The 25,934-nt window shown below is 37.7% G+C and carries 25 protein-coding genes; 17 read left to right on the forward strand and 8 right to left on the reverse strand.

The genetic code is table 11. The annotated features are described in order from the left end of the window. The first annotated feature begins 62 nt into the window (after positions 1-62). The gene (locus QOL71_RS17125) at positions 63-695 is read left to right on the forward strand and encodes a DUF4142 domain-containing protein (protein ID WP_283418116.1); all 633 of its coding nucleotides are present in this window, start codon (positions 63-65) and stop codon (positions 693-695) included. Positions 696-795: 100 nt separating this feature from the next. On the opposite strand, the gene QOL71_RS17130 is transcribed toward QOL71_RS17125, so the two are convergent. Further along, a complete protein-coding gene (locus QOL71_RS17130) occupies positions 796-1,260 on the reverse strand; it encodes an Lrp/AsnC family transcriptional regulator (protein ID WP_283418117.1) in 465 nt (154 codons plus the stop codon). A gap of 140 nt (positions 1,261-1,400) precedes the next feature. Between QOL71_RS17130 and QOL71_RS17135 the strand changes: the two genes are divergently transcribed. From QOL71_RS17135 to QOL71_RS17200, 14 genes are all read left to right on the forward strand, one after another. Further along, positions 1,401-2,864 carry a CoA-acylating methylmalonate-semialdehyde dehydrogenase gene (locus QOL71_RS17135; protein WP_283418118.1) on the forward strand — a complete coding sequence of 488 codons (1,464 nt, stop codon included), beginning with the start codon at positions 1,401-1,403 and terminating at the stop codon, positions 2,862-2,864. Between the two features lie 35 nt (positions 2,865-2,899). Continuing rightward, positions 2,900-4,252, forward strand: a complete 1,353-nt coding sequence (locus tag QOL71_RS17140) for an aminotransferase class III-fold pyridoxal phosphate-dependent enzyme (protein WP_283418119.1) — start codon at positions 2,900-2,902, stop codon at positions 4,250-4,252. Positions 4,253-4,269: 17 nt separating this feature from the next. After that, the gene (locus tag QOL71_RS17145) at positions 4,270-5,742 is read left to right on the forward strand and encodes an NCS1 family nucleobase:cation symporter-1 (protein ID WP_283418120.1); all 1,473 of its coding nucleotides are present in this window, start codon (positions 4,270-4,272) and stop codon (positions 5,740-5,742) included. Between the two features lie 30 nt (positions 5,743-5,772). Continuing rightward, complete coding sequence (hydA, locus tag QOL71_RS17150) at positions 5,773-7,155, forward strand: dihydropyrimidinase (protein ID WP_283418121.1); 1,383 nt, start codon at positions 5,773-5,775, stop codon at positions 7,153-7,155. A gap of 33 nt (positions 7,156-7,188) precedes the next feature. Next, positions 7,189-8,055 carry a nitrilase-related carbon-nitrogen hydrolase gene (locus QOL71_RS17155; protein ID WP_283418122.1) on the forward strand — a complete coding sequence of 289 codons (867 nt, stop codon included), beginning with the start codon at positions 7,189-7,191 and terminating at the stop codon, positions 8,053-8,055. 160 nt (positions 8,056-8,215) lie between these two features. Continuing rightward, the gene (locus QOL71_RS17160) at positions 8,216-9,553 is read left to right on the forward strand and encodes an NAD(P)-dependent oxidoreductase (protein ID WP_283418123.1); all 1,338 of its coding nucleotides are present in this window, start codon (positions 8,216-8,218) and stop codon (positions 9,551-9,553) included. Positions 9,554-9,585: 32 nt separating this feature from the next. Continuing rightward, positions 9,586-10,854, forward strand: a complete 1,269-nt coding sequence (gene preA, locus QOL71_RS17165) for an NAD-dependent dihydropyrimidine dehydrogenase subunit PreA (protein WP_283418124.1) — start codon at positions 9,586-9,588, stop codon at positions 10,852-10,854. A 15-nt stretch (positions 10,855-10,869) separates the two neighbouring features. After that, positions 10,870-11,268, forward strand: coding sequence for a hypothetical protein (locus tag QOL71_RS17170; protein ID WP_283418125.1), 399 nt, complete (start codon positions 10,870-10,872; stop codon positions 11,266-11,268). Between the two features lie 9 nt (positions 11,269-11,277). Continuing rightward, positions 11,278-12,522, forward strand: a complete 1,245-nt coding sequence (locus tag QOL71_RS17175; RefSeq protein WP_283418126.1) for a M20 family metallo-hydrolase — start codon at positions 11,278-11,280, stop codon at positions 12,520-12,522. 63 nt (positions 12,523-12,585) lie between these two features. Continuing rightward, the gene (locus tag QOL71_RS17180; protein ID WP_283418127.1) at positions 12,586-13,122 is read left to right on the forward strand and encodes an NADPH-dependent FMN reductase; all 537 of its coding nucleotides are present in this window, start codon (positions 12,586-12,588) and stop codon (positions 13,120-13,122) included. A 283-nt stretch (positions 13,123-13,405) separates the two neighbouring features. After that, positions 13,406-14,395, forward strand: a complete 990-nt coding sequence (gene purM, locus QOL71_RS17185) for a phosphoribosylformylglycinamidine cyclo-ligase (protein WP_283418148.1) — start codon at positions 13,406-13,408, stop codon at positions 14,393-14,395. 80 nt (positions 14,396-14,475) lie between these two features. Further along, a complete protein-coding gene (gene purN, locus QOL71_RS17190) occupies positions 14,476-15,039 on the forward strand; it encodes a phosphoribosylglycinamide formyltransferase (protein WP_283418128.1) in 564 nt (187 codons plus the stop codon). A gap of 207 nt (positions 15,040-15,246) precedes the next feature. Next, positions 15,247-16,764 (forward strand): bifunctional phosphoribosylaminoimidazolecarboxamide formyltransferase/IMP cyclohydrolase, encoded by a 1,518-nt coding sequence (purH, locus tag QOL71_RS17195; protein WP_283418129.1) that lies wholly within the window; start codon positions 15,247-15,249, stop codon positions 16,762-16,764. A 310-nt stretch (positions 16,765-17,074) separates the two neighbouring features. Then, positions 17,075-18,238, forward strand: coding sequence for a proline dehydrogenase family protein (locus tag QOL71_RS17200; protein WP_283418130.1), 1,164 nt, complete (start codon positions 17,075-17,077; stop codon positions 18,236-18,238). A gap of 60 nt (positions 18,239-18,298) precedes the next feature. On the opposite strand, the gene QOL71_RS17205 is transcribed toward QOL71_RS17200, so the two are convergent. The 4 genes from QOL71_RS17205 to QOL71_RS17220 are packed head-to-tail and all read right to left on the reverse strand — an operon-like array spanning position 18,299 to position 21,120. After that, positions 18,299-18,844 carry a YcxB family protein gene (locus QOL71_RS17205; protein ID WP_283418131.1) on the reverse strand — a complete coding sequence of 182 codons (546 nt, stop codon included), beginning with the start codon at positions 18,842-18,844 and terminating at the stop codon, positions 18,299-18,301. Positions 18,845-18,868: 24 nt separating this feature from the next. Beyond that, a complete protein-coding gene (locus QOL71_RS17210) occupies positions 18,869-19,312 on the reverse strand; it encodes a nuclear transport factor 2 family protein (RefSeq protein ID WP_283418132.1) in 444 nt (147 codons plus the stop codon). 52 nt (positions 19,313-19,364) lie between these two features. Next, positions 19,365-20,114: a hypothetical protein gene (locus QOL71_RS17215; RefSeq protein WP_283418133.1), complete on the reverse strand. Its 750-nt coding sequence runs from the start codon at positions 20,112-20,114 to the stop codon at positions 19,365-19,367. Between the two features lie 19 nt (positions 20,115-20,133). After that, positions 20,134-21,120 (reverse strand): hypothetical protein, encoded by a 987-nt coding sequence (locus QOL71_RS17220; RefSeq protein WP_283418134.1) that lies wholly within the window; start codon positions 21,118-21,120, stop codon positions 20,134-20,136. Between the two features lie 134 nt (positions 21,121-21,254). Here QOL71_RS17220 and QOL71_RS17225 point away from each other — a divergent pair, with 134 nt between their 5' ends. Beyond that, a complete protein-coding gene (locus tag QOL71_RS17225; RefSeq protein ID WP_283418135.1) occupies positions 21,255-21,773 on the forward strand; it encodes a DUF421 domain-containing protein in 519 nt (172 codons plus the stop codon). Between the two features lie 115 nt (positions 21,774-21,888). Here the strand turns inward: QOL71_RS17225 and pncA are convergent, their stop codons facing one another. After that, positions 21,889-22,494: a bifunctional nicotinamidase/pyrazinamidase gene (gene pncA, locus QOL71_RS17230; RefSeq protein ID WP_283418136.1), complete on the reverse strand. Its 606-nt coding sequence runs from the start codon at positions 22,492-22,494 to the stop codon at positions 21,889-21,891. Between the two features lie 103 nt (positions 22,495-22,597). Continuing rightward, positions 22,598-24,223, reverse strand: coding sequence for an L-glutamate gamma-semialdehyde dehydrogenase (gene pruA / locus QOL71_RS17235; RefSeq protein ID WP_283418137.1), 1,626 nt, complete (start codon positions 24,221-24,223; stop codon positions 22,598-22,600). A gap of 113 nt (positions 24,224-24,336) precedes the next feature. On the opposite strand from pruA, the gene QOL71_RS17240 reads away from it, so the two are divergent. Beyond that, on the forward strand, positions 24,337-25,215 hold the full coding sequence (locus QOL71_RS17240) for a T9SS-dependent choice-of-anchor J family protein (RefSeq protein WP_283418138.1): 879 nt from the start codon (positions 24,337-24,339) through the stop codon (positions 25,213-25,215). 54 nt (positions 25,216-25,269) lie between these two features. Here QOL71_RS17240 and trhA read toward each other — a convergent pair whose 3' ends face one another. Further along, a complete protein-coding gene (gene trhA, locus QOL71_RS17245; protein WP_283418139.1) occupies positions 25,270-25,905 on the reverse strand; it encodes a PAQR family membrane homeostasis protein TrhA in 636 nt (211 codons plus the stop codon). Positions 25,906-25,934 lie beyond the last annotated feature (29 nt).

Genomic DNA, 25,934 nt, shown 5'->3' on the forward strand with positions numbered 1-25,934 from the left:
GCGTAATTGTTTGGCAGACAAATTGTTAATTTAAAAAGCATCACACACTAAATAATATTATTATGAAAAATTCAATCTTAAGTCTTCTGGTTGTAGCGGCATTGGTAGCCTGCAAAAAAAGTGAAACGACGACAATGGATACAGCTGGTGACAGCACCGCTATAACAACACCTAATGATTCTGCTGCACTGAACACCGACAGTACAGTGATGCCTTCAGATTCCACATCTGCCGGAACAGGGAAAACTACCGGTACTAATCTGAGTACGCAGGATAAAAAGTTTGCTGATGCTGCTGCAAGAGGTGGAATAATGGAAGTGCAAATGGGGCATCTGGCTTCCACCAATGCTTCCAATGCGGCTGTGAAATCTCTTGGAGCAATGATGGTTAAGGATCACAGCAAAGCGAATGATGAGCTCAAACAATGGGCGTCAGCTGTGGGTTATACTTTACCAACAGGCCTGGATGCAGATAAGCAGAAAAAATATGATGATCTGAAGGCTAAAAAAGGTGTAGACTTTGACCGTGCCTATACAGATCTTATGGTTAGTGATCATAAAAAAGATATTGCGGAGTTCAAAGAAGAAGCGTCCAAAGGATCAGAGGCTTCTTTAAAAGCATTTGCCGGCAAAACCGTTCCGACTCTGGAACATCACCTGATGGAATCAGAAAAAGCCAAATCGGCAGTCAAATAATAGATGCTAAATAATAAAGTTATGTTGAAAAATTGAGCAATTACTGCTCAATTTTTTTTGCATATTTTCAGAAAATAAAAGGTTACCCCCCCCCCTCCCTTTATTTCACCAGATCCAGATCGGGTTGGGCATATTTGTGCACTTTCATGTAGAGCGTAGTTTTAGTCTGAAATACGCCTTCTATTTTAGCAATTTTCTGATTGACCAGCTGGTGAAGCTGTTCATTATTTTTACTCATAATATCGACTTCGATATCAAATTCTCCGGCTGTATTGGCCAGGAAGCTGACTTCCGGCATTTTCAGAAGAGTATCTATCACACTTGGGATCAGGTTGGCAGGACGCACCGAGACTGCAATATTCGCGTAAGCATTGAAACCGACATTCTGAGGATTGATTCTTCCAACGATCTGAATGGTCTTTTCCTCGATAAGCTTGGTCACTCGGCTTCTAACATTACTGATAGAAACCTTGAGTTTATCGGCTATTTCTGTAAATGATGCACGGCCGTCTTTTTGGAGTTCTTTGAGAATTAGAAAATCAATTTCGTCCAGCTTATTTTCCATTTAGAATAAATTTTACACAAAAGTATCAAATTTTTGCAAATTTTTTAGAATGATTATAAATTATTGTAAAAATTGCATATTATTGAAAATTGTTTTTTAGATTAGCTTTCGTTAAAATCTTTATAAAATCATTAATAAAAATGTCAAATAAATACGGAAAAGTTAATAATTATATTAATGGAGTCTTTGTTGGAACCATTACAGATCGCTGGATGAATGTGGAATCTCCGCTAACCGGTGAAGTGATTGCGGAAGTGGCTGTATCTTCAAAAGACGATTTAGATAAAGCAGTTTCGGCAGCAAAAGAAGCTTTTAAAACATGGTCAAAAACTCCAATAAAGGATAGGGTTCAGGTTTTTTTCAGATACAAGAGACTTCTGGAAGAGAACATCAACGAGTTATCAGCGTTGATTCAGGAAGAAAACGGGAAAACCCTGGACGAAGCCAGGGCCGAGATAGAAAAAAGCATTGAGCTGACTGAGTTTGCTGTGTCACTTCCTCAGTTGATCCAGGGTGAGATTCTGGAAGTAAGCAAAGGGGTAGAATGCAGAACAGAACATGCAGCTTTAGGTGTTGTTGCCTCTATTGTACCGTTTAATTTTCCTTCAATGGTGCCTAATTGGACAATCCCAAATGCAATAACACTCGGCAATACGATGATCCTGAAAACATCAGAATTAGTTCCTTTGAGTGCTCTGAAAATTGCAGAGCTTCTGAAGCAGGCAGGTCTTCCGGATGGTGTATTCAATATCGTACATGGTGAAAAGGAGATTGTGGAAGCTATCTGTGATCATCCTGATATAGAAGCAGTATCATTTGTAGGATCCACAAAAGTTGCCAAGATTGTCTATCAAAGAGCTACATCTAATCTTAAAAGATGCCTGGCGCTGGGAGGTGCGAAAAATCATCTGTTGGTTTTACCGGATGCGAATCCCGAAATGACTGCTGCTAATGTGACAGCTTCAATGTCGGGTTGTGCAGGACAAAGATGTATGGCAGCTTCGGCAATGGTGGCTGTTGGGCAGACAGATCATATTATTGAAAAAATGGTGAAGGAAGCTAAAAATGTGATTCCCGGGAAAAACCTTGGTTCCGTGATTTCAAAAGCGGCTAAGGAGAGAATAGAAAATTATATCACCCAGGCTGAGAAAGATGGGGCAAAAATACTTTTGGATGGAAGAAATTATAAAGTTGAGGGTAAGGAAAACGGCTATTATGTCGGTCCTACAATTATAGATTTTGTGACACCGGAAATGTCTGTGGCAAAAGAAGAGATCTTCGGGCCGGTTATCTCCATTATCAGAAGCCGGAGTCTCGAAGATGCTTTGAAAATTGAAAATGCAAATCCTTATGGCAATGCGGCTTCCGTTTTTACACAGAGCGGAGGGCTTGCCAGATATGTGATGGAAAATGCTTCGGCCGGAATGATTGGTGTTAATATCGGTGTGCCAGTACCGAGAGAGCCTTTTTCCTTCGGAGGCTGGAACGAATCCAGATTCGGGGTGGGTGATATTACCGGGAAAAGTTCTATTGAGTTCTGGACCAAGCTGAAAAAGATGACTACCAAATGGAATCCCGAAGCCGGAATCAACTGGATGAGCTAAAGTATTGAAAATTATGAATTTCAAATTTCAAATCAATGATGTCAGAAACATTAGAAAATAAAGTCAATAGACAGGAAGTAATTGACAATGCGCTCGATTACACGATAATGTCATGGTCCAAACAGAAAGGAATTGACCCGTTTGCGGTAGAAAGGGCAGAAGGTGTATATCTTTATGATTACAGCGGGCAAAAAATCATTGATTTTTCTTCCGGTCTCATGAATTCCAATATCGGTTACGGAGACCAGCGTGTTACAAATGCTGTTGTAAAACAGATGCAGCAGGTAGCCTTCATTTCACCAAGCTGTGTTTCAAAGGTCCGAGGCGACTTGGGTAAGAAGCTTGCAGAAATTTGTCCAGGCGATCTGAATCGTGCTTTCTTCACGGTTTGTGGAGCAACATCTAACGAAAATGCTATTAAATTAGCTAGACTTTATACAGGCAGACATAAGATCTTTACAAGATATCAGTCTTATCATGGCGCTACGATTGGTGCCATTTCGGCAGGTGGAGACCCTAGGAAAATCCCTGTAGATGCCCAGCAAGCGCCCAACTTTGTTCACTTCGATTTGCCTTATGCTTATCGTTACGAATACGGTGAAGACAACCTCCTGAAAGATGCAGTTGCTTCATTGGAAAGGCAAATTGAATATGAAGGTCCCGGAACTATTGCTGCTATTCTTCTGGAAGGCGAATCCGGAACTTCCGGCTGCTTGCAGTATCCCAAAGGTTATCTGAAAAAAGTGAGAGAAATCTGTAATAAGCATGGTATATTATTGATCATGGATGAAGTAATGTCAGGTTTCGGAAGAACCGGGAAATGGTTCGGATTTCAGAATCATGATATTATTCCGGATATGATTGTTATGGCCAAAGGTCTTACTTGTGGCTATCTTCCATTGGGATGTGTAATGGTTTCAGAAAAGATCGCCTCTAAATATGATGATGTGGTATTGCCATTAGGGCTGACCTATTCCGCTCACGCTGTTTCGTGTGCTGCCGCTATGGAAGTGATCAGGATATATGAAGAAGATCATCTTATCGAAAGAGCCGCAGAAATGGGAAAATATCTGGAGTCCCGAATTGAAGAAATGAAAAAGATCCATCCTTCAATCGGTGATTTTAGGAATACAGGACTGCTTGGCTGTCTTGAGCTGGTGAAAAACAGGCAAACCAAAGAACCAATGGCGCCTTTCAATGCAAAACCGGATGAAATGATGGTAATGAATAAGGTTGCTGCTAAAATCAAAGAACTGGGAATGTATACTTTCGTAAGATGGGGTTATATTTTTATTGCGCCACCATTGATTATTACAAAAGAAGAAATCGACAAAGGGCTGGCAATTATTTCAGAAGCTCTTAAGATTGCTGATGAAGCTACATACTAACACTATTTTATTAAATAATGCCGGATATCAATACTGATCCTGTTTTTGATCCAAAACTTTATAATGAAGATTTGGCTCCTGTTTCTCCAAATAAAAGAACCTGGGGAACATGGAATTATGCCTCATTATGGATCAGTATGTCAATGTGTATCCCAACCTATATGCTGGCAAGTTCTCTGATAGAAGGTGGGATGAACTGGTGGCAATCGGTAGTGACTATATTTTTAGGAAATCTTATTGTGTTGATTCCGATGATTCTTAACGGTCACGCCGGGACAAAATACGGAATTCCTTTTCCTGTATTTGCAAGAGCCAGTTTTGGAACTGCGGGCGCTAATATTCCTGCATTACTAAGAGCAATTGTCGCATGTGGATGGTTTGGGATTCAGACGTGGATTGGTGGAGTTTCATTTTATCAGATTTTGAGAGTCTGGATACCTTCACTTTCGGAGCCAATGGTCACGGGATTTTTCCCTCCTGCCTTGGAAATGGTCTGCTTTCTGATTTTTCTGGCAATCAATATGATTGTGGTTTATTTTGGAGTAGACAGCATTCGTAAATTATTGGTTTTTAAAGCAGTATTCCTTCCGGCTGCAGCTTTTGCTCTTTTATTTTGGGCAATATACTCAACAGATGGTCTGGGCAGAATACTAGACCAACCCTCTAAGTTTCAAACATCTTCAGAATTCTGGAAGTTTTTTTTTCCTGCTCTGACGGGAATGGTTGGATTCTGGGCAACATTATCTTTGAATATCCCGGATTTTACAAGGTATGCCACTTCCCAGAAGGCTCAAATCAATGGACAAATGATTGGTTTGCCTCCGTCTATGGCAGTTTTCTCATTCATTGGCGTGGTAGTGACTTCAGCGACTACGATTATATATGGAACCACAATTTGGGACCCGGTAATTCTTGCGGGAAAATTTGAAAATAAAATCCTGGTGACTTTAGCGATGTTAGCAATCGCCATTTCTACTTTAGCAACTAATATTGCAGCGAATATTGTAAGTCCTGCCAATGATTTTGCCAATCTCAATCCAACTAAAATTACTTTCAGAACGGGCGGTTATATCACGGGTATTATTGGGATATTAATATGTCCTTGGAAGCTGATTGCAGATCCTTCCGGGTATATTTTTACCTGGCTGGTCGGTTACTCAAGTTTGCTTGGACCGATTGGTGGCATTATGATTTCAGACTACTTTTTTGTCCGAAAGCAAAAGTTGATTCTTGAAGAATTATATCAGGAAGGAAAAACTTATTCTTACAAAAACGGATTCAATTCCAAAGCCATTATGGCACTGATTCTTGGAATTCTCCCTAATATTCCTGGATTTTTAGTTACTGTTAAATTAATTCCTGCAGATTTGGTTCCGGAATGGCTGACAAACCTTTATCACTATGGTTGGTTTGTCGGATTCTTCATCAGCGGATTGGTTTATTTCATCTTAATGAAAAACAAAATTAAAGAACCAAAAAAGCATCATTAATAATTTATCATTCATCATTTATAATTACGTATGAGTATTTTAATCAAAAACGGAAATATAGTCACAGCTTCAGAAAATTTCATTGGCGATATTTTTATCGAAGGTGAAACGATTTCGGCCATCGGAAAGAATTTGAATTATGAAGCGGATGAAGTCATTGAAGCTTCCGGAAAATTGATTTTTCCTGGAGGAATAGATCCGCATGTTCATTTGGATATGCCATTTATGGGAACTTTTTCCAGCGATTCTTATGAAACCGGAACCCGTGCTGCGTTATTTGGCGGAACGACTATGGTTATCGATTTTATTTTGCAGACTCAGGGAAAATCACTTCGTTCTGCTTTGGAAGAATGGAAGGGAAGAAGCGACGGAAATGCTGTTGGCGATTACAGTTTTCATATGGCTGTTACCGATTATAATGAGAATACAAAACCGGAAATCCGTGAAATGATTGAAGAGGAAGGTATTACTTCTTTCAAAACCTTTATGGCTTACAAAGGTGCATTGATGGTTGATGATCGTCAGATGGTCGGCTTGATGGAAGAAGTAAAACAACACGGCGGACTTATCAATGTTCATGCAACCAATGGTGATATGATTGATTATCTGGTTCAGAAAAACAGAAATGAAGGGAATCGGGCACCGATTTACCATTATTTGTCACAACCGGAAGTAACCGAAGCAGAAGCCAGTGAACGTTTTGTAGATATGACGAATTTCACAGGTTGTCCCGGCTATATTGTTCATCTGACCTGTGAAGGTGCTCTTAATGCGGTGAGAAATGCAACCAGAAGAAATCAGCACGTTTTCGTGGAAACCTGTATCCAGTATTTGATTCTTGATGCAAGTTTGTATGAGCAGGATTTTGAAGGTGCAAAATGGGTAATGTCGCCACCATTACGAGAGAAAAAAGACCAGGAAACGCTTTGGGCAGGAATTAACCAAGGATTGGTCAATGTCGTGGCAACAGATCATTGTCCGTTTTTTTGGGAACAGAAACTAATGGGAATTGATGATTTTTCCAAAATTCCAAATGGTCATCCGGCTGTAGAAAACCGGATGGAGCTTTTGTATTCTGAAGGTGTCGATAAAGGCAGAATCACATTAAGTAAATTCGTGGAAGTAGCTTGTACCAATCCTGCAAAGATTTTCGGGATGTATCCTAAAAAAGGAACGATTTCTATTGGCTCTGATGCTGATTTAGTCATTTTCGACCCGAATGAAAAGCATACGATTTCTGCAAAAACCCATCATATGAATGTGGATTACAGCGGTTACGAAGGCTGGGAAGTGACCGGGAAAGTAAAAACAGTCTTACTGCGTGGAAAAGTTGCTATTGATAATAATGAATGCCTTATTCCAAAAGGCTATGGTCAATTCATTAAAAGAAGCAAAGTTTCAGACAAAATATAAAAACTAATAATTCATAACTTATAACTGAAAGCTATGTCTCGAATCATAAAATCAGGATTAATCCAGATGTCTCTGGCAAAAACAGAAGGCGAAGGAACCATTGAAGAAATAAAACAGGCCATGTTGGAAAAACATCTGCCTTATATCGACGAAGCTGGTGAAAAAGGCGTGCAGATTTTATGCTTTCAGGAGATTTTCAACACACCTTATTTTTGCCCTGGTCAGGATTCGAAATGGTATGAGTCGGCAGAAACGGTTCCCGGTCCTACAACGGATTTGATGTCGGAATATGCCAGAAAATACCAAATGGTCATCATCGTTCCGGTTTATGAAAAAGATGGTGCTGGAATTCTTTACAACACAGCGGCAGTCATAGATGCAGACGGGAAATATCTCGGGAAATATCGCAAAAATCACATTCCGCAAACGGGTGGATTCTGGGAAAAATATTTCTTTAAACCTGGAAATATGGGCTATCCTGTTTTCCAGACAAGATATGCTAAAGTCGGGGTTTATATCTGTTACGACAGACATTTTCCGGAAGGCGCAAGAGTTTTGGGAGTCAACGGAGCAGAAATCGTTTACAATCCTTCTGCAACAACAGTTGGTCAGTCTCAATACCTTTGGAAGCTGGAACAGCCGGCTCACGCTGTAGCCAATGGTTATTTTATGGGCTGCATCAACCGTGTTGGGACAGAAAAACCCTGGAATCTCGGGAAATTCTACGGAACTTCTTATTTCGTCAATCCTTTGGGTGAAATCTTCGCAACAGCATCCGAAGACAACGATGAGCTTCTCATTGCCGAATTCGATTTGGATCTGATAGACCAGGTGCGCTCCAAATGGCAGTTTTACAGGGACAGAAGACCAGAGACTTACGATGACTTAACTCAATTATAAATTTTATGGCAGCTATATCCGCCTTCCACTCCCGCTTTGTCACTCTAAGGCTCTCGAAGAGTCCGTTCAAGCCGGGCTGCACTTTGTAGATAAAATAACGATTTGACAATCAATTAAACATTAGTTATTAAAAAAACAACAACTGACAACTAAGAAAATTATGATAGCAAACAGACGCTTAACTACTGAACAATATCAGGAAAATTTTGCAGACATTCACCCACCGTTTGATAATCGCGAAGGAGCTATAATAGAAGCCAATCGTTGCATAATGTGCTATGACGCACCTTGTATAAAGATGTGTCCGACGCATATTAACATTCCAAAGTTTATAAAGCAGATAGCGACAGATAATGTGAAAGGCTCGGCTCGTACCATTTTTACGGATAATATTATGGGAGCAAGCTGTTCCAAAGTTTGTCCTGTGGAGAAATTATGTGAAGGCTCTTGTGTTTATAACCTTCTTCACGAAGAACCGATTCAGATAGCACGTCTACAGAGATATTCTACTGAAAAAGCAATGTATAACAACTGGCAATTGTTCGAGAGAAGACCTTCTCTTGGAAAAAAAGTAGCGGTTGTAGGAGCTGGTCCTGCGGGATTGGCTTGTGCTTTCTATTTGGCGAAGGAAGGTGTTGATGTTACCATTTTCGAGAAAGAATCAAAAGGCGGTGGTCTTATGACTTACGGAATCGCAGCCTACAAAGTGACACCGGAATTCTGCGAAGACGAAGTGAAATATATCACATCCATTGGCGGAATCGATATCAGATACAACCAGGAATTAGGAAAGGATATTCATTTGAAAGAATTGCAGGACAATTTTGATGCAGTCTTCCTTGGTATCGGTGTCGGAGTTGCGAGAAGACTAGATATTTCCGGGGAAGATTCTGAAGGAGTTGAAGATGCGATTTCTTATATCTATAATCTTAGAACCAATGATTTTTCAACTGTCCCTGTTGGTGATAAAGTTGTTGTGATTGGTTTGGGAATGACAGCGATAGATGCGGCAACTCAGGCAAAAAGATTGGGTGCAAAAGATGTGACGATTGTTTACAGAAGAACCGAAAACGAAAAACCTTGCACCGATGTAGAATTAGATATTGCCAAACTGGACGGTTGTAATATGGAATATCTTGCAGCACCGAAAGAAGTTTATGCTGATAACGGAAATGTAAAATCTTTGGTTTGCAGCAGGATGAAATTAGGTGATGCTGATGCTTCCGGAAGGAGAAGTCCTGTGGAAACCGGCGAAACCTTTGAGATCGAATGCGATATGATCATCAAAGCAGCCGGGCAAACACCATTCGAAGGATTAATTTCCAATTACGAATTACAGAATTCTTATGGGAAAGTTTCCGTTAATTCCGCTTATGAAACCAACTGGAAAGGTGTCTTTGCTGGCGGAGACTGCATCAATGGCGGAAAAGAAGTTGTGAACGCTGCTCAGGATGGAAAATTGGCAGCACGTTCCATTTTAGAATACATGATGAATTAATTAATTCACAATTTAAATTTAAAATTAAATCAATGGCTGATATTTCTTGTGACTTTTTAGGTATAAAATCTCCTAATCCTTTTTGGCTGGCTTCAGCACCGCCAACAGATAAAAAAGTAAATGTAATGCGTGCGTTTGAAGCAGGCTGGGGCGGCGTTGTTTGGAAAACATTGGGTTCCCAGGTAAAGAACGTTTCTTCCCGTTATTCTGCAATCAATTTCAATGGACAGCGTGTTGCAGGTTTTAATAATATTGAGTTAATTTCTGACAGACCTTTGGATATCAATCTCAGGGAAATCGAAGAAGTGGTAAGGGAATTTCCGGACAGAGCGATGATTATTTCGCTAATGGCAGATAACACAAGAGAAGCGTGGCACGAAATGGTAAAACGCTGTGAACAGACAGGCGCTCACGGCTTCGAGCTCAATTTTGGTTGTCCTCACGGGATGACCGAGCGCGGAATGGGTGCAGCTGTCGGGCAAGACCCGGAAATTGCAGGAATGATTGTGGAATGGGTAATGGAGGTCGCCACATTGCCGGTCATTACAAAACTGACGCCTAATGTTCATTCCGTGGTTCCGACAGGAAGAGCGGCAGTCAATGCCGGAACCAATGCATTATCTTTGATCAATACCATCCAATCTGTTACAGGAATCGATTTGGATACGTTTGTTCCGAATCCGAATGTTGGCGGACAATCTGTTTTTGGTGGCTATTGCGGACCGGCAGTTAAACCGATTGCGCTTAAAATGCTGACAACCATTTCGAAAGATCCTGTTACTTCCCAAGTTCCGATTTCAGGAATTGGAGGCGTTTCAACCTGGCAGGATGCGGTAGAATTTATGTTGTTGGGTTCTACTTCCGTTCAGGTGTGTACAGCTGCGATGAAATATGGATTCAGAATTGTGGAAGATTTATGCGAGGGTCTCAATAACTGGATGGACGAAAAAGGTTTTGAAAAAATCACAGATTTCGTAGGCAAATCAGTTCCTACAATGACCGAATGGGAAAAACTTGACCTCAATTTTCACATTGTTGCTAATATCAATCAGGACAAATGTATCCATTGCGGATTATGTCACATTGCCTGCGAAGACACATCACATCAGGCCATTTTCAAAGGTGACGGAATGCCTTACAATACTTACACCATCAACGAACCGGAATGTGTTGGCTGCAACCTTTGTAAGCTGGTTTGCCCGGTTGACAACTGCATTACAATGGAAGAAAAACGTGTTGCTCCGGACTATCTCAACTGGGTTCAGTTCCAGGAACAGGGTTTACCGCTGAATGATCATTAATTAGGATTTATTAAGATGAATATAATTGCACTATTTGGAGATAATAGCGTTGGGAAAACCCATACTTTTAATATTTTATATGACGAATTATTAAAAATAGCAGGAGTTACCAGTACAGGTAAAACAGCTTTTGGTAAGAGGGATTTTGAAGATATATTAAATTTTCCATTAGGAAGAAAAGTTGCTCTTTTCTCTATGGGAGATTATTCTAAAGCTACTATTGAGAAGATTAATAAATATAATTCTTTAGGTATAGACACTTTTGTATGTGCTTGTAATAATAAATTTAAGAATCCTATAAAGCTAATAAGCACATTCCCAAATAATATTTACTACAAATCAACTACAATGATTAAGACTGATTATAATACTCTAAATATGACGGATGCTTTAAATTTAATATCATTAATTTAGAATTTATTTATGAATATTAATCATTTACGCCTCGAAAACTTCTTCACCGAAATGTCCAAAATCGGGAAAATCGGTGAAACAGGAACTAATAGACCTGCGCATTCTCCTGACGAAAAAAAAGCATTTGAACTCGCTTCATCGTGGATGAAATTTGCTGGAATGACAACCAGAATTGACAACTTTGGGAATCTCATCGGAAGGTTAGAAGGAACTAATCCTGATTTGCCGGTTCTGATGGTTGGTTCACATCTCGATTCTCAACCTTATGGCGGAAGATATGACGGTGTTGCCGGCGTTCTTTGTGCGATTGAAGCAGCTATTACACTGCAAGAGAAGGGATTGAAATCCGAAAGAACTTTAGAAATCATTTCTTTTGCAGATGAAGAAGGCTGGCGCTTTAACAAAGGTTTATTTGGCTCGCGAGGAATTCTAGGAAGACTTGAAGAAGGCGAATTACAGAGAACAGACGCCAACGGAATCACAAGAGAACAGGCTCTGAAAGAATTTGGCTGTGACATAACAAAATTTAAAGAATCGGAATATAGAGACGGAAGCATCTATTGCTACCTTGAACTTCACATTGAGCAAGGTCCTGTTTTGGATATTCAGGAAAAACCGATTGCTGTGGTTTCGGGTATTTCCGGTCCGATTTGGCTGACCGTAAAACTGAAAGGAATGGCTGGTCACGCCGGTTCTGTTCCGATGCCAATGAGAAAAGATGCTTTGGTTGGCGCATCGGAAATCATTATTGCCCTTAACGAAATTGCCAATCAAGTCCCGGGAAATCCGACAGTTGGAACATGCGGAACAATCAAGGTTTTTCCTGCTTCCCGAAATATTATTCCGGAAGAAGTAGAATTTACGTTGGATTTGAGAGACATCGATCTGGAAAGAAGAAACCGTTACGAAAAACAATTATTAGATAAAATTGATGAGATTTCCAAAAAACATGGATTATCTTATGAAATATCCGAAGACTGGAAATCAGAACCGCGATATTGTGCGGATTGGATTAAAGATATCATCCGGAATAATTGTGAAAAAATCGGCTTACAAGATACACCGGAACTAATGAGCGGTCCTTTTCACGACGCAATGGCAATTTCTTATGCCTGCGATTACGGGATGATTTTTGTCCGCTGCAAAGATGGCATTAGTCACAATCCATTGGAGTATTCTTCGCCAGAAGATTTGGCTTTAGGAGCAGAAGTTTTGTACGGAACTATTCTGGATATTTTAAAAATCGAAAAATAATATCCTGTATCAATCTTTTTAATTTCTAAAGTCCCTAAATTTGGGACTTTAATTTTGAATATAATGAAAATAGTAGCATTTGCCGGAAGTAATTCCCGAGAATCCATTAATAAGCAATTAGCAGAATACGCAGCAAAACAATTCACAGGTGCAGAAGTAGAAGTTCTGGACTTGAACGATTACGAGATGCCAATGTTTAGCGTGGACAGGGAAAAGCACGATGGAATCCCGACTTTGGCATTGAGATTTGCAGAGAAAATAGATTCATCCGATTTGTTGATTATCGCTTTAGCAGAACATAACAGCTCTTATACAGTTGCTTTTAAAAATGTATTCGACTGGGTTTCCAGAATCAAAGACAGAAAACATTTTGGAGAAAAACCGGTATTTCTTTTGGCAACAGCAACAGGTCCTGGCGGTGGAAGACACGTGGTGGCTGCTTTTGAGCAAAGATCTAAATCCAGTGGCGCTAATATCCTTCAAAGTTTCTATCTCCCTAAGTTTAAAGAGACGTTTGATTCCGAAAAAGGTATTATAGATGAAGAAAAGAATGCTGAGTTTCAGGAGAAATTATCTGCTGTTAAAAATTTTTTTGGATAAGATTTTGGATATTAATGTTAAGATTGCTTAACTTTGTCATCAAAGAAAGAAAATGAAAATCATACAAGTTCATTTCCAGCCGCAACCTAATTCTTGTCAAAAGAATTACACAAGCGCCTCTGAACTTGTCAACAAGAATAACGGCCGATAATCTCTAAGATTGTCGGCTTTTTTATTGTCCAAAATTGAAAAAGTAAGTTTGAAATAAATCTAATGAATTCCAAGATTCTTTCGGGTGTCAAAACCTGAAAGAATCGAAAGAATCGCAATTCTGAAAGTAAAAATGAGCAATACCTATAAATCAGCCGGTGTAGATAAAGAAGAAGGTTACAAGACTGTTGATAAAATCAAATCTGCCGTTGCTGAAACCCATAACAAAAATGTTCTTAACAATCTTGGAAGCTTTGGTGCGCTTTACGAAATCGCAGGTTACAAGAATCCGGTTCTGGTTTCCGGAACAGATGGTGTTGGAACCAAACTAAAGGTCGCTCTTGATTCTAAAAAGTACGACTCTATCGGAGTTGACTGTTTCGCAATGTGTGCGAATGATATCCTTTGCCACGGCGCAAAACCATTGTTTTTTCTGGATTATCTGGCTTGCGGAAAGCTGGATTCTGACATTGCAGCAGAAATTGTTCTGGGGATGGTCAATGCATGCAAGGATAACAATTGTGCTTTGATTGGCGGAGAAACTGCTGAAATGCCGGGGATGTATCAGCCGGGCGATTACGATGTGGCTGGATTTTGCGTAGGTATTGTTGAAAAGGACCAGATTATAGACGGTTCCAAAATCAGAAAAGGTAACAAAATCATTGCGATTCCAAGTTCTGGATTTCATTCCAATGGTTTTTCTTTGGTAAGAAAGATCTTTCCAAATTTTGAAGAAGAATTCGAAGGGAAACCTTTGTATGAGACATTGCTTGTTCCTACAAGATTGTATTACAAAGACATTCACAAAGTATTGGAAGAAGTTCCTGTATATGGAATTGCACATATCACAGGAGGCGGATTATACGAGAATGTTCCGAGAATCATTCCGGAAGGGCTTTGCGCAAGTATTGATGAATCCAAAATTAAAGTTCCAACAGTGATGTTAGAACTGGAAAAACGAGGAAACATCGACAGAAAAGAAATGCACGGGACGTTCAATATGGGTGTGGGAATGGTTTTAGTAACCGATGAGAATCATATTGACAAAATCCTTGACCTTTTGGAAGATGCTTACGAAATTGGGGAAATAACAGAAGATTTTGAGAAAATTAAATTGTATTAAACACAAAGTCACAAAGCCTTTGCACAAAGAGCACAAATTTGCGAGTCTTGTGAATCCTTTTGTGTCTTTGTGGTTAGATTATGAAGAATATCACTATTTTAATTTCAGGTTCAGGAACCAATTTGCAAAGAATTATTGACTGCATTGACAATGGTAAAATCCGGAATGCGAAAATCAATCAAGTCATTGCTGACAGAGAATGTTTCGGATTGGAAAGAGCAGAAAAACATAACATTCCGAATCAATTAATCAAACGAGGAAAGGACTTTTATGAGAATTTAGAAAAAGCAATTCCCGAAAATACAGATTTGATTGTTCTGGCAGGTTTTCTATCGATTTTAAAACCAGAATTCTGCGAAAAATGGAGCGGAAAGATTATTAATATTCATCCGGCGTTGTTGCCCAAATTTGGTGGAAAAGGAATGTGGGGCCATCATGTTCACAATGCTGTGATTGAAGCTGGCGAAAAAGAAAGTGGTGCAACCGTTCATTTTGTGACTTCGGGAATTGATGAAGGCAAAGTTATTCTGCAGGGAAAATTTGATATTGATGAGCATGATACAGCAGAAACATTAGCTCAAAAAGTTCATCAGATTGAATATGATATTTTCCCAATAGCCATTGATTTGGTTCTTAATAAATAGACTTTATTAAGTTAAAGTAAAAATTATATTTTGATTCATAAAATATTTTGATATAGTAGTTTATGAATTTTAATTCAAATTAACTTTAATTTTTAAAAACGAAACTAACAGCTCCGTTGGAGCAATCTAATAATAGAAATCCGGAGGTGAAAGAACCGGTAAATCACAGTTTGAATAAAGCTGTAAAAAGTAAAATTGAAAGAAAGAATGAGTAAAAAAAGAGCATTGATCAGTGTTTCTGATAAAAGCGGTTTGGTAGATTTTGCCAGATTTTTGGAAGCTAACAATTACGAACTGATTTCCACAGGCGGCACTTTCAAACATCTGAAAGATGCCGGACTTAATCCAATCCAAATTGATGAAGTGACCGATTTTCCGGAGATGCTGGACGGAAGAGTGAAAACGCTTCACCCAAAAGTTCACGGCGGATTACTGGCAGTTCGTTCCAACAATGAACATATGAAAACAGTTCAGGAGTACGGAATCGGACTGATTGATATGGTAATCGTGAATCTTTATCCGTTTTTTGAAAACGTGAACAAGGCTATTTCTCTTGACGAAAAAGTAGAATTCATCGATATTGGCGGACCTTCTATGTTGCGTTCTGCGGCTAAGAATTTTAATTCTGTAACAGTTTTGACTGATGTTAATGATTATGAAATCGTTAAAAATGAAATGTCAGAAAACGGTGATTCAGCCATCGAAACCAGAAAAAAATTGGCCGGAAAAGTATTCAATCTGACTTCTGCTTATGATGCAGCGATTTCCAGTATGCTTTTGGATGAAGAATATCCTACTTATTTGAATGCTTCTTACAAAAAGGTTTCTGACCTTAGATATGGTGAGAATCCTCATCAGTCTGCAGCTTATTATACTTCGACTTTCGAAAATGGTGCAATGAAAGATTTTGAGATTTTGGGCGGTAAAGAATTGTCTTTCAATAATCTTCGTGATATGGATTTGTGCTGGAAAGTCGTCAACGAGTTCAAAGAAGAAATGGCTTGTTGTGCCGTTAAACATTCTACACCTTGCGGTGTTGCGGTTGGAACTTCAGCTTTGGAAACTTACACAAAAACTTTTGAATGTGACCCGATTTCTATTTTTGGTGGCATCATTGGAATGAATTATAAAGTAGACGCTGCAACAGCAGAGGAATTAAACAAAACCTTCCTTGAGATTGTAATGGCGACTGACTTTGATGATAAAGCTTTGGAAATTCTTAGAAAAAAGAAAAACCTTAGAATCATCAAAATCAAAAATTCAGTTACTGACAAACAGGTTTGGGTAAAAATCGATGGCGGAATGCTTGTTCAGAATGCTGATGATCAATTTTCAGACGATATCAAATTAATGACAGAAACGGCTCCAACAGAAGAGCAGAGAAAAGCTTTGTTATTCTCTCAAAGAGTTGTTAAATATGTGAAATCCAATGCGATTGTTGTATCAAACGGTGTTCAGGCAATCGGAATTGGCGGAGGACAGGTGAACAGAATCTGGGCAACACAACAGGCCATTGAAAGAGCAAAAAAGAAATTCGATGGCGAGTTGGTTCTGGCTTCGGATGCGTTTTTCCCGTTCAGAGATGTAGTGGATTTCTGTGCTCAGGAAGGTATCAAAGCGATTATTCAGCCGGGTGGAAGTATGAAAGACAATGATTCTATCGAAGCAGCGAATGAGCACAAGATTCCGATGTTGTTCACGGGAATGAGACATTTTTTGCATTGATTAAGCTTAACCACAAAATCACAAAGATTTTAACACAAATACAAAGTTTTTATTCTATGTGAGTGTTGGGTTGAACGTAGTCGAAGTATTGAAATATAAATTTAAACCCTTTCAGAGTTTCAAACTCTGAAAGGGTTTGTTTGATAATTAATAAAAATCAACTGTAAAAATTATCATTCATTCGGCGGATTTCTGATTATGATGAATTATCGATTTTTTGTTTAATTAATTTTATATTTCTGATAAAATTTAGCTTCAAAAGTCATTCAAAAATCGAAATAATATTTACATTTGAGACCAAATTCTGGATATGAGTATTTTCAATGATACAAAGCTCGCATTTGCTGATAAAACGGATGCTCAGCTCAAAAAAGCCTACTGGATGTTCAAAGCGATTGAACAGCCTGCATTGACCAATATTGGTGTTTCTCTTCTCAATTTTACCGTTAAGAACAATTTTCCGTTTGTGGATGGGATTGTGAAGCAGACTTTATTCGAACAGTTTTGCGGTGGCGAAACCCGTGAAGAAAGTATGAAGGTTGTGAAGCAGATGTTCAAACGTGGCGTTGGAAGTATCTTCGATTATTCGATTGAAGGTAAAGAAGAGGAAGAGGTTTTTGATGCGGTTTGTAAAGAGATTAAAGATATTGTCAGATTTTCTGTAGGAAATCCAGCGATTCCGTTTATTGTTTTCAAGCCAACAGCTTTTGGGAGAATTGATATTTATGAAGAAGTTGGAAAAGGGAAAGAATTGACAACAAGCCAGAAAGAAGAATGGAATAGAGTAGTTCAGCGTTTTGATGAAGTTTGTCAACTTTGTTTCGAAAGCGATAAAAAAGTAATGGTAGATGCGGAAGAAACCTGGATGCAGGATGCGGCTGATCAACTTTGCGAAGAAATGATGGAGAAATACAATAAGGAAAAAGCCATTGTCTGGAACACAATCCAAATGTACAGAACCGGTCGTCTGGAATATATGAACGCTCATCTGGAAAGAGCCAGAGAAAAAGGTTATTTCATTGGTTATAAGATTGTTCGCGGTGCATATATGGAGAAGGAAAGAAAAAGAGCCGAAGAGCAAAATTATCCGGATCCGATCCAGCCAACCAAACAGGCAACGGATGATAATTACAATGCCGGAATCGATTTTGTAATGGCGCATCTGGATAAAGTTTCAGCATTTTTCGGGACGCATAATGAGAAGTCAACCGAGCTGGTGATGGATAAAATGAAAACTAAAGGGTTGGAACACGATAATCCGCATATTTATTTCGGGCAGCTTTATGGAATGAGTGATAATATTACTTATTATCTTGCCGACAAACATTATAATGTTGCTAAGTATCTTCCATATGGACCTGTAAAAGATGTTGTTCCTTATCTTACAAGACGTGCACAGGAAAATACCTCTGTTGCCGGGCAAACCGGAAGGGAATTAGGATTGATACAAAAAGAATTGAAGAGAAGAAAATAGAAATTAGAAAATCCGCTGTGAGGCGGATTTTTATATTTACTAGTTATGATTAAAAAATAATTAATATTTCCAGTCTAATTCGATATTTTCCTTGACAGCATATTTTTCTTTTAAAATATTTAGAATTTGTTTAAATTCTACATTAGACAAAATCTGACTTTTCGGAATAATAAAACTTTCTTCTGTTTTGAGTTTTAAATAATAATAATCATTCGTCTCATTGATTTGTTCAAAGCTTTCATAATTAATTTTTGATTCCCCAAGTGAATTTTTGATATTTAATGTCTCGGTATCAAAATTATAATTTGAAATTAAGCCAATTCTTTCTTTGTAGTTTTCTTGGATGAATTTTTTATAATGAGATTTATATCTCCATTTTAATATAAAAGGATAAGACATTAAAATGATAAGGCAAATAGGAATGAAAAACCATAAGCCCGATTTATCTTTATTATAAATATTTACTCCAAAGAAAGTAAAAGCAATAAATACAATTATAAAACTTTTACGTTTTTGTTTTATTACGTTCTTACTTTTTGAAGCTGTATATAACTGATATATTAGATAATCTTTTTCATTCAAGCTGTAATTTAAATTTAAGTTCATTTGATTTCTTATGTATTATAGTTTTTATTTCCTCTTCTCCACTTTCACAGCCTGCCGAGCCAACAACTTCCAGCCATTTTTAGTTTTCTGCCAAACGTATAGAATATCTAGACTCACTTCTCCAGGTTCCTTTCCGAGATCTGCAGTTTTGGCAAACAAATGATTTCGGACAATTGCAGTTTTATCTACGATTTGAATATTTTGATTGGTATTTTCAATAGTCAGGAAATTTGATTTTTTGCTGACCAGTTTTTCTACAAATTCTTTAGCATCATCAATGTGACCACCGGAATGGCCGTAAGTCAGTTCCGGAAGAATCAATGATTCTAAAACAGCTTTATCACCACTGATCATTGCTAATCTGAGTTTTTCTGACACTTCGGCAACCGATTGTTGATCGTTATTTTTTTGTGCAAATAATATCGACACAACAAAAATGCTGAATGCTAAAAAAAATTTCTTTACCATAATTACTTTAATATTTGAATCAAAGATAATCAACATTCGTTTTTAAAGTTATTCAATTTTGATTTTCCGCATCGGTTACTTTATAAGTATCCTCAATTACAGCATCTGGAGACGCATTTTCAAATTTGATTTTCTGTGGTTTCAAATGAAACGTTTTTTTTGTGGAAGGCATTTCTTCTTCTATTGTATTGATAAGCTCCTGAAATAGTTCTCCTTTCATCACATCATAATCAAGAGATTGATGGCTTCCGGCACCCATATTGAAAGTTTCGATATTGGTTAACAGCAAATCTTTACCGAAATATTTGTAATGACTGAAAAGATTACCACTTGGACCAATCCCATAAAGTTGAATGCTCAAAATACCCTTGTCAATAGAAACATCTTCTGTGTCATAAAATTTGAAATCACTGTCGTTATATTCTGCAGGCATTGCAAGATGCGAGATTTTATCCAACCGATAAGTTTTATCTTGATTTTGTAGAAGTACCAGCACAGGGCGAAGTGCCGTTTTATTTTTCTTGTCTTTTCTTACAATGACAATATCATCTAATTTATCGCCATTCAAATCGCCATCTGCTTGATATTGTATTTCGAAAATATCAGGTTTGGTGATGAAATCTTCCACTTTCTTTCCGGTTTTCGGAAAAACATAAGCCGAGTCTTCATCGGGCTCATCAGATTTATTTTCCAATGTTTCTGTTTTGGGAACTGTTGCCTTTTCTTGAGAAGTTTTCTCTTTCTTGTTGCAACTAAAAATTATTATAAGTGCAGATATAATTAAGACTGGTTTTTTCATCATAGTTAGTGTTAGAATATTTCTAATGTCTATTGTCACAATCTATATAAAACTCGGGATATGAATGGTCTAAAAAAGTTATGGATGGGCAGCCAAATGATTCTGATACAAAACCAAAAATAACAGGTGGTTTATTTTTGAATAATTTTCCCGTCCATTGCCAATCGTTATATTCGTTGTTATTGATAAAGTTCAAAGGGTTGAATTCTGCGCCTTCTCCTGTTTTATATGTCTTTGCGAAAATAACTTTGTTGTTTTTAACTACAGCTAATAGCCTTTTAGAAATGCCGTATTCGCCTTTGTAATCCTGAATATAATAGATAAGGTTTTCAAATTTTGCTTGGTAAGTATTTTCTAAATTCTTTTCATTTTTCAATGCCAAAGGAAATTTCTCATGACTTGTTTTCTGCCAATGTACCGGAACAACTTTTTCACCGGAAAATGGATTGCTTTTTCCAAAAGTGGCTAAGGAATAATTAGTTTTATCCATCGCTACATCCTGAGAAATTTCAGGTTGATTAAGTTCGAAACCAACCATATAATTGTAATGAGAAATTTCTTCACCTTCACTGGTATAAAGGTCAAGATTGGCAACTGATTTCAACTCATGAACCGGGAATTTTTGCAATTTTGCATCCCTGTAATTGTAAAGAAATAATGTGTCAGTTTCCGAAAGAGAAGTTCCTTTTAGTAATTTTTCTCTATAAATTCCTGTTAGTTCAAAATGTTTTAACTCCGCAAAAGTCTTGGTTTTTTGATTTTCAATAATGTCGTTCGGAATAGCTAAAGAATCATTGTAAATATCAGACATAGAAACAAATATATCGTACTTGCCGGTATTTTCCATAGAATATAAATCGAAGACATGAAAATTGGAAAGATTTTTCTTTTCGGTAGAAATTGTATCAATAGTAATTTCCTGTTTATCAATGGTTGCAATTTTTTTGACTTCTTTTTTACAAGATAAAAGGCATAATGATACACCGAGTATGAAAAGTTGTTTTTTCATCGTTTAGTTTTAATTTCAAATATAGTTTAAAAATGGTGTTATTCTCAAAAAGCTTTTACAATACAAAAAATATGCAAATACAATTGACGTATTATCCTAAAAACAGTTATCTTTAATTATAAATATTTTAGTCGTTGAATCCAATTCTAGATATCGTTATCCGGTCATTATCGGTTTATTTTTTTATGGTTATTGCCGTGCGTGTTTTTGGCAAAAATCAATTGTCACAGCTCAATGCAGGTGATGTGATTCTTTTGCTTTTGATAAGTAATGCAGTCCAAAATGCAATGGTCGGCTCTAACAGCAGTCTGGAAGGCGGAATTGTTGCTGCTTTGGTCTTGTTTGTTGCGAATTTTGTCGTGAAGAAATTTATTTTTAAAAATCAGAAAGTAAAAGAACTGATTGAAGATCATCCTTATATTCTTGTAAAGGACGGAATAGTGTATCCGGAAATCTTGAGAAAGGTCCAAATCTCAGAAGACGAATTGGAAGAGGCTGTTCACGAGCACGGGATCGAAAAAGTGGCTGACGTAAAATTAGCGATTCTGGAAGTGGACGGAAATATCAGTGTGATCTCTACAGATAAAATCTCAGATCAAACGCACTATTCCAGACATAAAACGAAGCTTAAACGGAAGTTTAGAAATCAATAGAGCAAGTCATAAAAACACTTCGACTCCAATCAGTGTGACAAATCTGATACTAAATGTTAATTCAGCGATGTCAGTCTGAGCGGAGTCGAAGACTTAAAAAAAAGTAAAGTGTGATTTACGCTAAAATAGTAATTCCTTTCTCAACCAAATCATAAATTGTGTTTCTCGCACTGTCTGGTTTTACATTTACAGCTTTTGTTCCGTTAAAATGTAAACAAGTAATAAATCCGGCATTGAAAGCATCAATCGCAGTGAATTTCACACAATAATCCAAAGCCAATCCCACAATCTCTACTAACTGAATATCATGATACTTCAGAAAATCTTCTAATCCGGTTTTCATAAAATGATTGTTATCCTGGAAACCGCTGTAACTGTCAATTTCGGAGTTTTTTCCTTTTTGGATAATATGAGTGACTTTATCACGGTTCAGATCTTTATGGAATTCTGCTCCAAAAGTTCCCTGAACACAATGATCCGGCCACATAAACTGTGGAACGCCGTTTAGAGAAATGGTTTCACCAACATTTTTTCCATTGTTTGAAGCAAAACTTTTATGATTTGCCGGATGCCAGTCTTGAGTTAAAACGATTTGGTCATACTCATTTTCTTCCATCAGGAGATTGATGTAAGGAATGATGCTGTTAGCTTCCGGAACGGCTAATGCGCCGCCTTCACAGAAGTCATTTTGCATATCAACTATTATAAGAGCTTTTTTCATATTTAATTAAGGTTATTAAAAATACAAAATGTCATTCTGAAAGAATCTTACCAATCATGATTTTCTTCTCTCGGAATGACATATTGACATTAAAATCCAGGAATTATCCTAAATATGGATATTTATAATCTTTTGGAGACACAAAAGTTTCCTTGATGCTTCTTACAGAAACCCAACGCAGAAGATTCATTTTAGAACCCGCTTTGTCATTAGTACCGGACGCTCTGGAACCTCCGAAAGGCTGCTGACCAACAACTGCTCCGGTTGGCTTGTCATTGATATAGAAGTTTCCTGAAGCATTTTCCAAAGCCTTGTAAGCTTCTTCAATCGCGTATCTGTCCTGCGCAAAAATAGAACCTGTCAAAGAATATTGAGTCGAAGTATCGACCAGTTTCAGAGTCTCGTTCCAGTTTTCATCTTCATAAATATAAACCGTTAAGATCGGACCGAAGATCTCCTCAACAATACTTTCGTAATATGGATTGATTGTTTCGATAACTGTCGGATGAACAAACCAGCCTTTGGAATCGTCGTATTTTCCGCCTATGATTACGTTTGCATCACTTGCAGCATTTGCTCTGTCAATATAACCTTTACATTTTTCGAAAGAGTTTTTATCAATGACAGCATTTACAAAATTAGAAGGATCTTCCGGAGAGCCGATTTTGATCGTTTTGATCTGAGCTTCCATTACAGCTTTTACATCATTCCAAAGGGATTTAGGAATATAAGCTCTGGAAGCAGCAGAACATTTTTGTCCCTGATATTCGAATGCACCTCTCACCAAGCCTGTTGCAACTGCTTCAACATTAGCAGAAGGATGAACCATTACAAAATCTTTTCCTCCGGTTTCTCCAACGATTCTAGGGTAAGATTTGTAGTTATGGATATTGTCGCCGATCATTTTCCACATACCTTGGAATACTTTGGTAGAACCTGTAAAATGAAGACCTGCAAAGTCCGGATGCGCCAAAACTTTCTCAGCAGTTTCTTTCCCGTCTGTGAAAATCATATTAATTACACCATCCGGAAGTCCGGCCTCTTTCAAAACGTCCATAATCACTTTCGCAGAATAAACCTGCTTATCAGACGGTTTCCAAACCACAACATTTCCCATAAGAGCCATACAAGTCGGAAGATTTCCGGAGATAGCTGTGAAGTTGAAAGGTGTTACCGCAAAGCAGAACCCTTCCAGCGGCCTGTATTCTACACGGTTCCAGATACCTTTGTCAGAAACAGGCTGCTCCGCATACATCTCTGTCATAAACTCTACATTGAAACGTAAAAAGTCTATGAATTCACAAGCTGCGTCAATCTCAGTCTGATGAACATTTTTGGATTGTCCGATCATTGTTGCAGCATTGATGATATCTCTGTATGGTCCGGCAATCAATTCAGCAGCTTTCAAAAAGATAGAAGCTCTGTGTTCCCAACCCAGGGCATTCCATTTTGATTTTGCTGCAAGAGCCGATCCGATTGCTTGGTCAACGTGAGACATATCGCCTTCGAAATAAAAGCCAAAGTTGTGCTGATGATCCTGTGGTGAGCTTAGTTTTATTTTTTTGTCTGTTTTTACTTCTTTTCCACCGATGATCATTGGAATTTCTGTTTTTTCTTTCCACATTTTTTTATAAGTGGCAATCAGGCTTTTTACCTCGTCAGAACCGGGGATATAAGCTTTTACAGGTTCATTGATAACGGCAGGAACCTTAGAAATGGCTTTAGACATAATTTTGAATTTTGATTTTTACAAATTTACAATCTAAAATATTAATGTTAAAATATTTTGACTACAATAAATTTTTATATATTTGAATAGTTAAACAAATATTTAATTAAGTTATGATCAAAAAATTACTTTTTGCTGGTGCATTAGCACTGGCTTTTAATTCAGTAAATGCTCAGTCTGTAATCTTTGAAGATAGTTTCGAAACTTATACAGACTTTGCCATTGCTAACGTAGGAAGCTGGACACTTAGAGATGTAGATTTGAAAACAACTTATGGTTTTCAGGGGGTTACGTTTGCCAATTCAGGAGTTGCAAAATCTTTTCAGGTTTTCAATTCTACAACAACAAACCCGGTTTTGGATCCTACAGAAACTTCTGACTGGACAGCTAGAACTGGAGATAAGGTAATGGTATGTTTTGCTGCTACATCTTCTCCATGGAATAATGACTGGTTGATTTCTCCACAGATTCAGCTTGGTACAAACGGTAACAAATTAAGCTTCTGGGCTAAGTCTTGTGATGCAGATTATGGTTTGGAAAGATTTAGAGTATATGTTTCCACTACTGGAACAGCAGTAGCTAATTTTGCTTCAATATCAAATGTTATCACTACACCGGATGATGCAACTTGGTATGAATATACTTATGATCTGGATGCTTATGCAGGACAAAAAGTTTATATTGGTATCCAATGTACATCTCAGGATCAATTTGGTTTTGCGATTGACGATTTCAAAGTAGAAGGAAACATCCTTGGAGTATCAGATGTAAACAAAAAATCTGTTTCTGTCTATCCAAACCCTACAACGGATTATCTGACATTCAGCCAAAAAGTTAATTCTGCTGAAGTTTATGATATGGCAGGTAAACTTGTTTCTTCTCCAGCTGTTGTAGATTCTAAAATTGATGTTAAATCTTTACAGAATGGAACTTATGTATTAAAAATCAATACAGAAGCTGGTCCTATTACTCAGAAATTTATCAAAAAATAATTTTGAAAGAAATTATAATTTAACCCTCTTGTTTAAGAGGGTTTTTTTATTGATTCAAGGCAAAATGAAAAAGAAAACTGCACAAAAATGCATGATGCTCCCACCTAAAACAAATAGATGCCAGATCGGATGGTAAAATGGTCTCCGGTCTTTGGCATAAAAATAAATTCCAAAAGTATAACATAACCCGCCCAATATGATAAAGGTTAATGCACCGGTGGAAAGGTTTTCTATCATTGGTTTAATAGCAATAATGGCTGTCCAACCCATCAAAGCGTAAAGCGAAAGAGATATTTTTTCATTATTCCTAAGCGGAGAGAATTTGAAAATAAAACCAATTAAAGCCATTCCCCAAATCACACCAAACATTGTCCATCCCCAAGCGCCTTTCAGTCCGAGTAATGCGATGGGCGTATATGTTCCAGCGATGAGAAGATAGATGCTTAGATGGTCGATTCTCTGGCAGATTTTTTTCCATTTCAGTTTGTAAACAGCGTGATAAACGGTAGAAGCAGAGTAGAGTATAATCAAACTCAGTCCAAAAACCAAAGATGATGCAATTGCAATAGAATTTTCGCTAATAACGGAATAAGTAATCATCAGAACCAAAGCCACCAGAGATAGAATCGCTCCAAAACCGTGGGTAATAACATTATATAACTCTTCCTTTTTTCTATTCTTCTTCGGCATAATCTTGATTTTGAAGTAAAGTTAGTTAT

Origin of the sequence: Epilithonimonas pallida (assembly GCF_900182975.1) — a bacterium.
In the GTDB taxonomy this organism is placed as follows: Bacteria; Bacteroidota; Bacteroidia; order Flavobacteriales; family Weeksellaceae; genus Epilithonimonas; species Epilithonimonas pallida.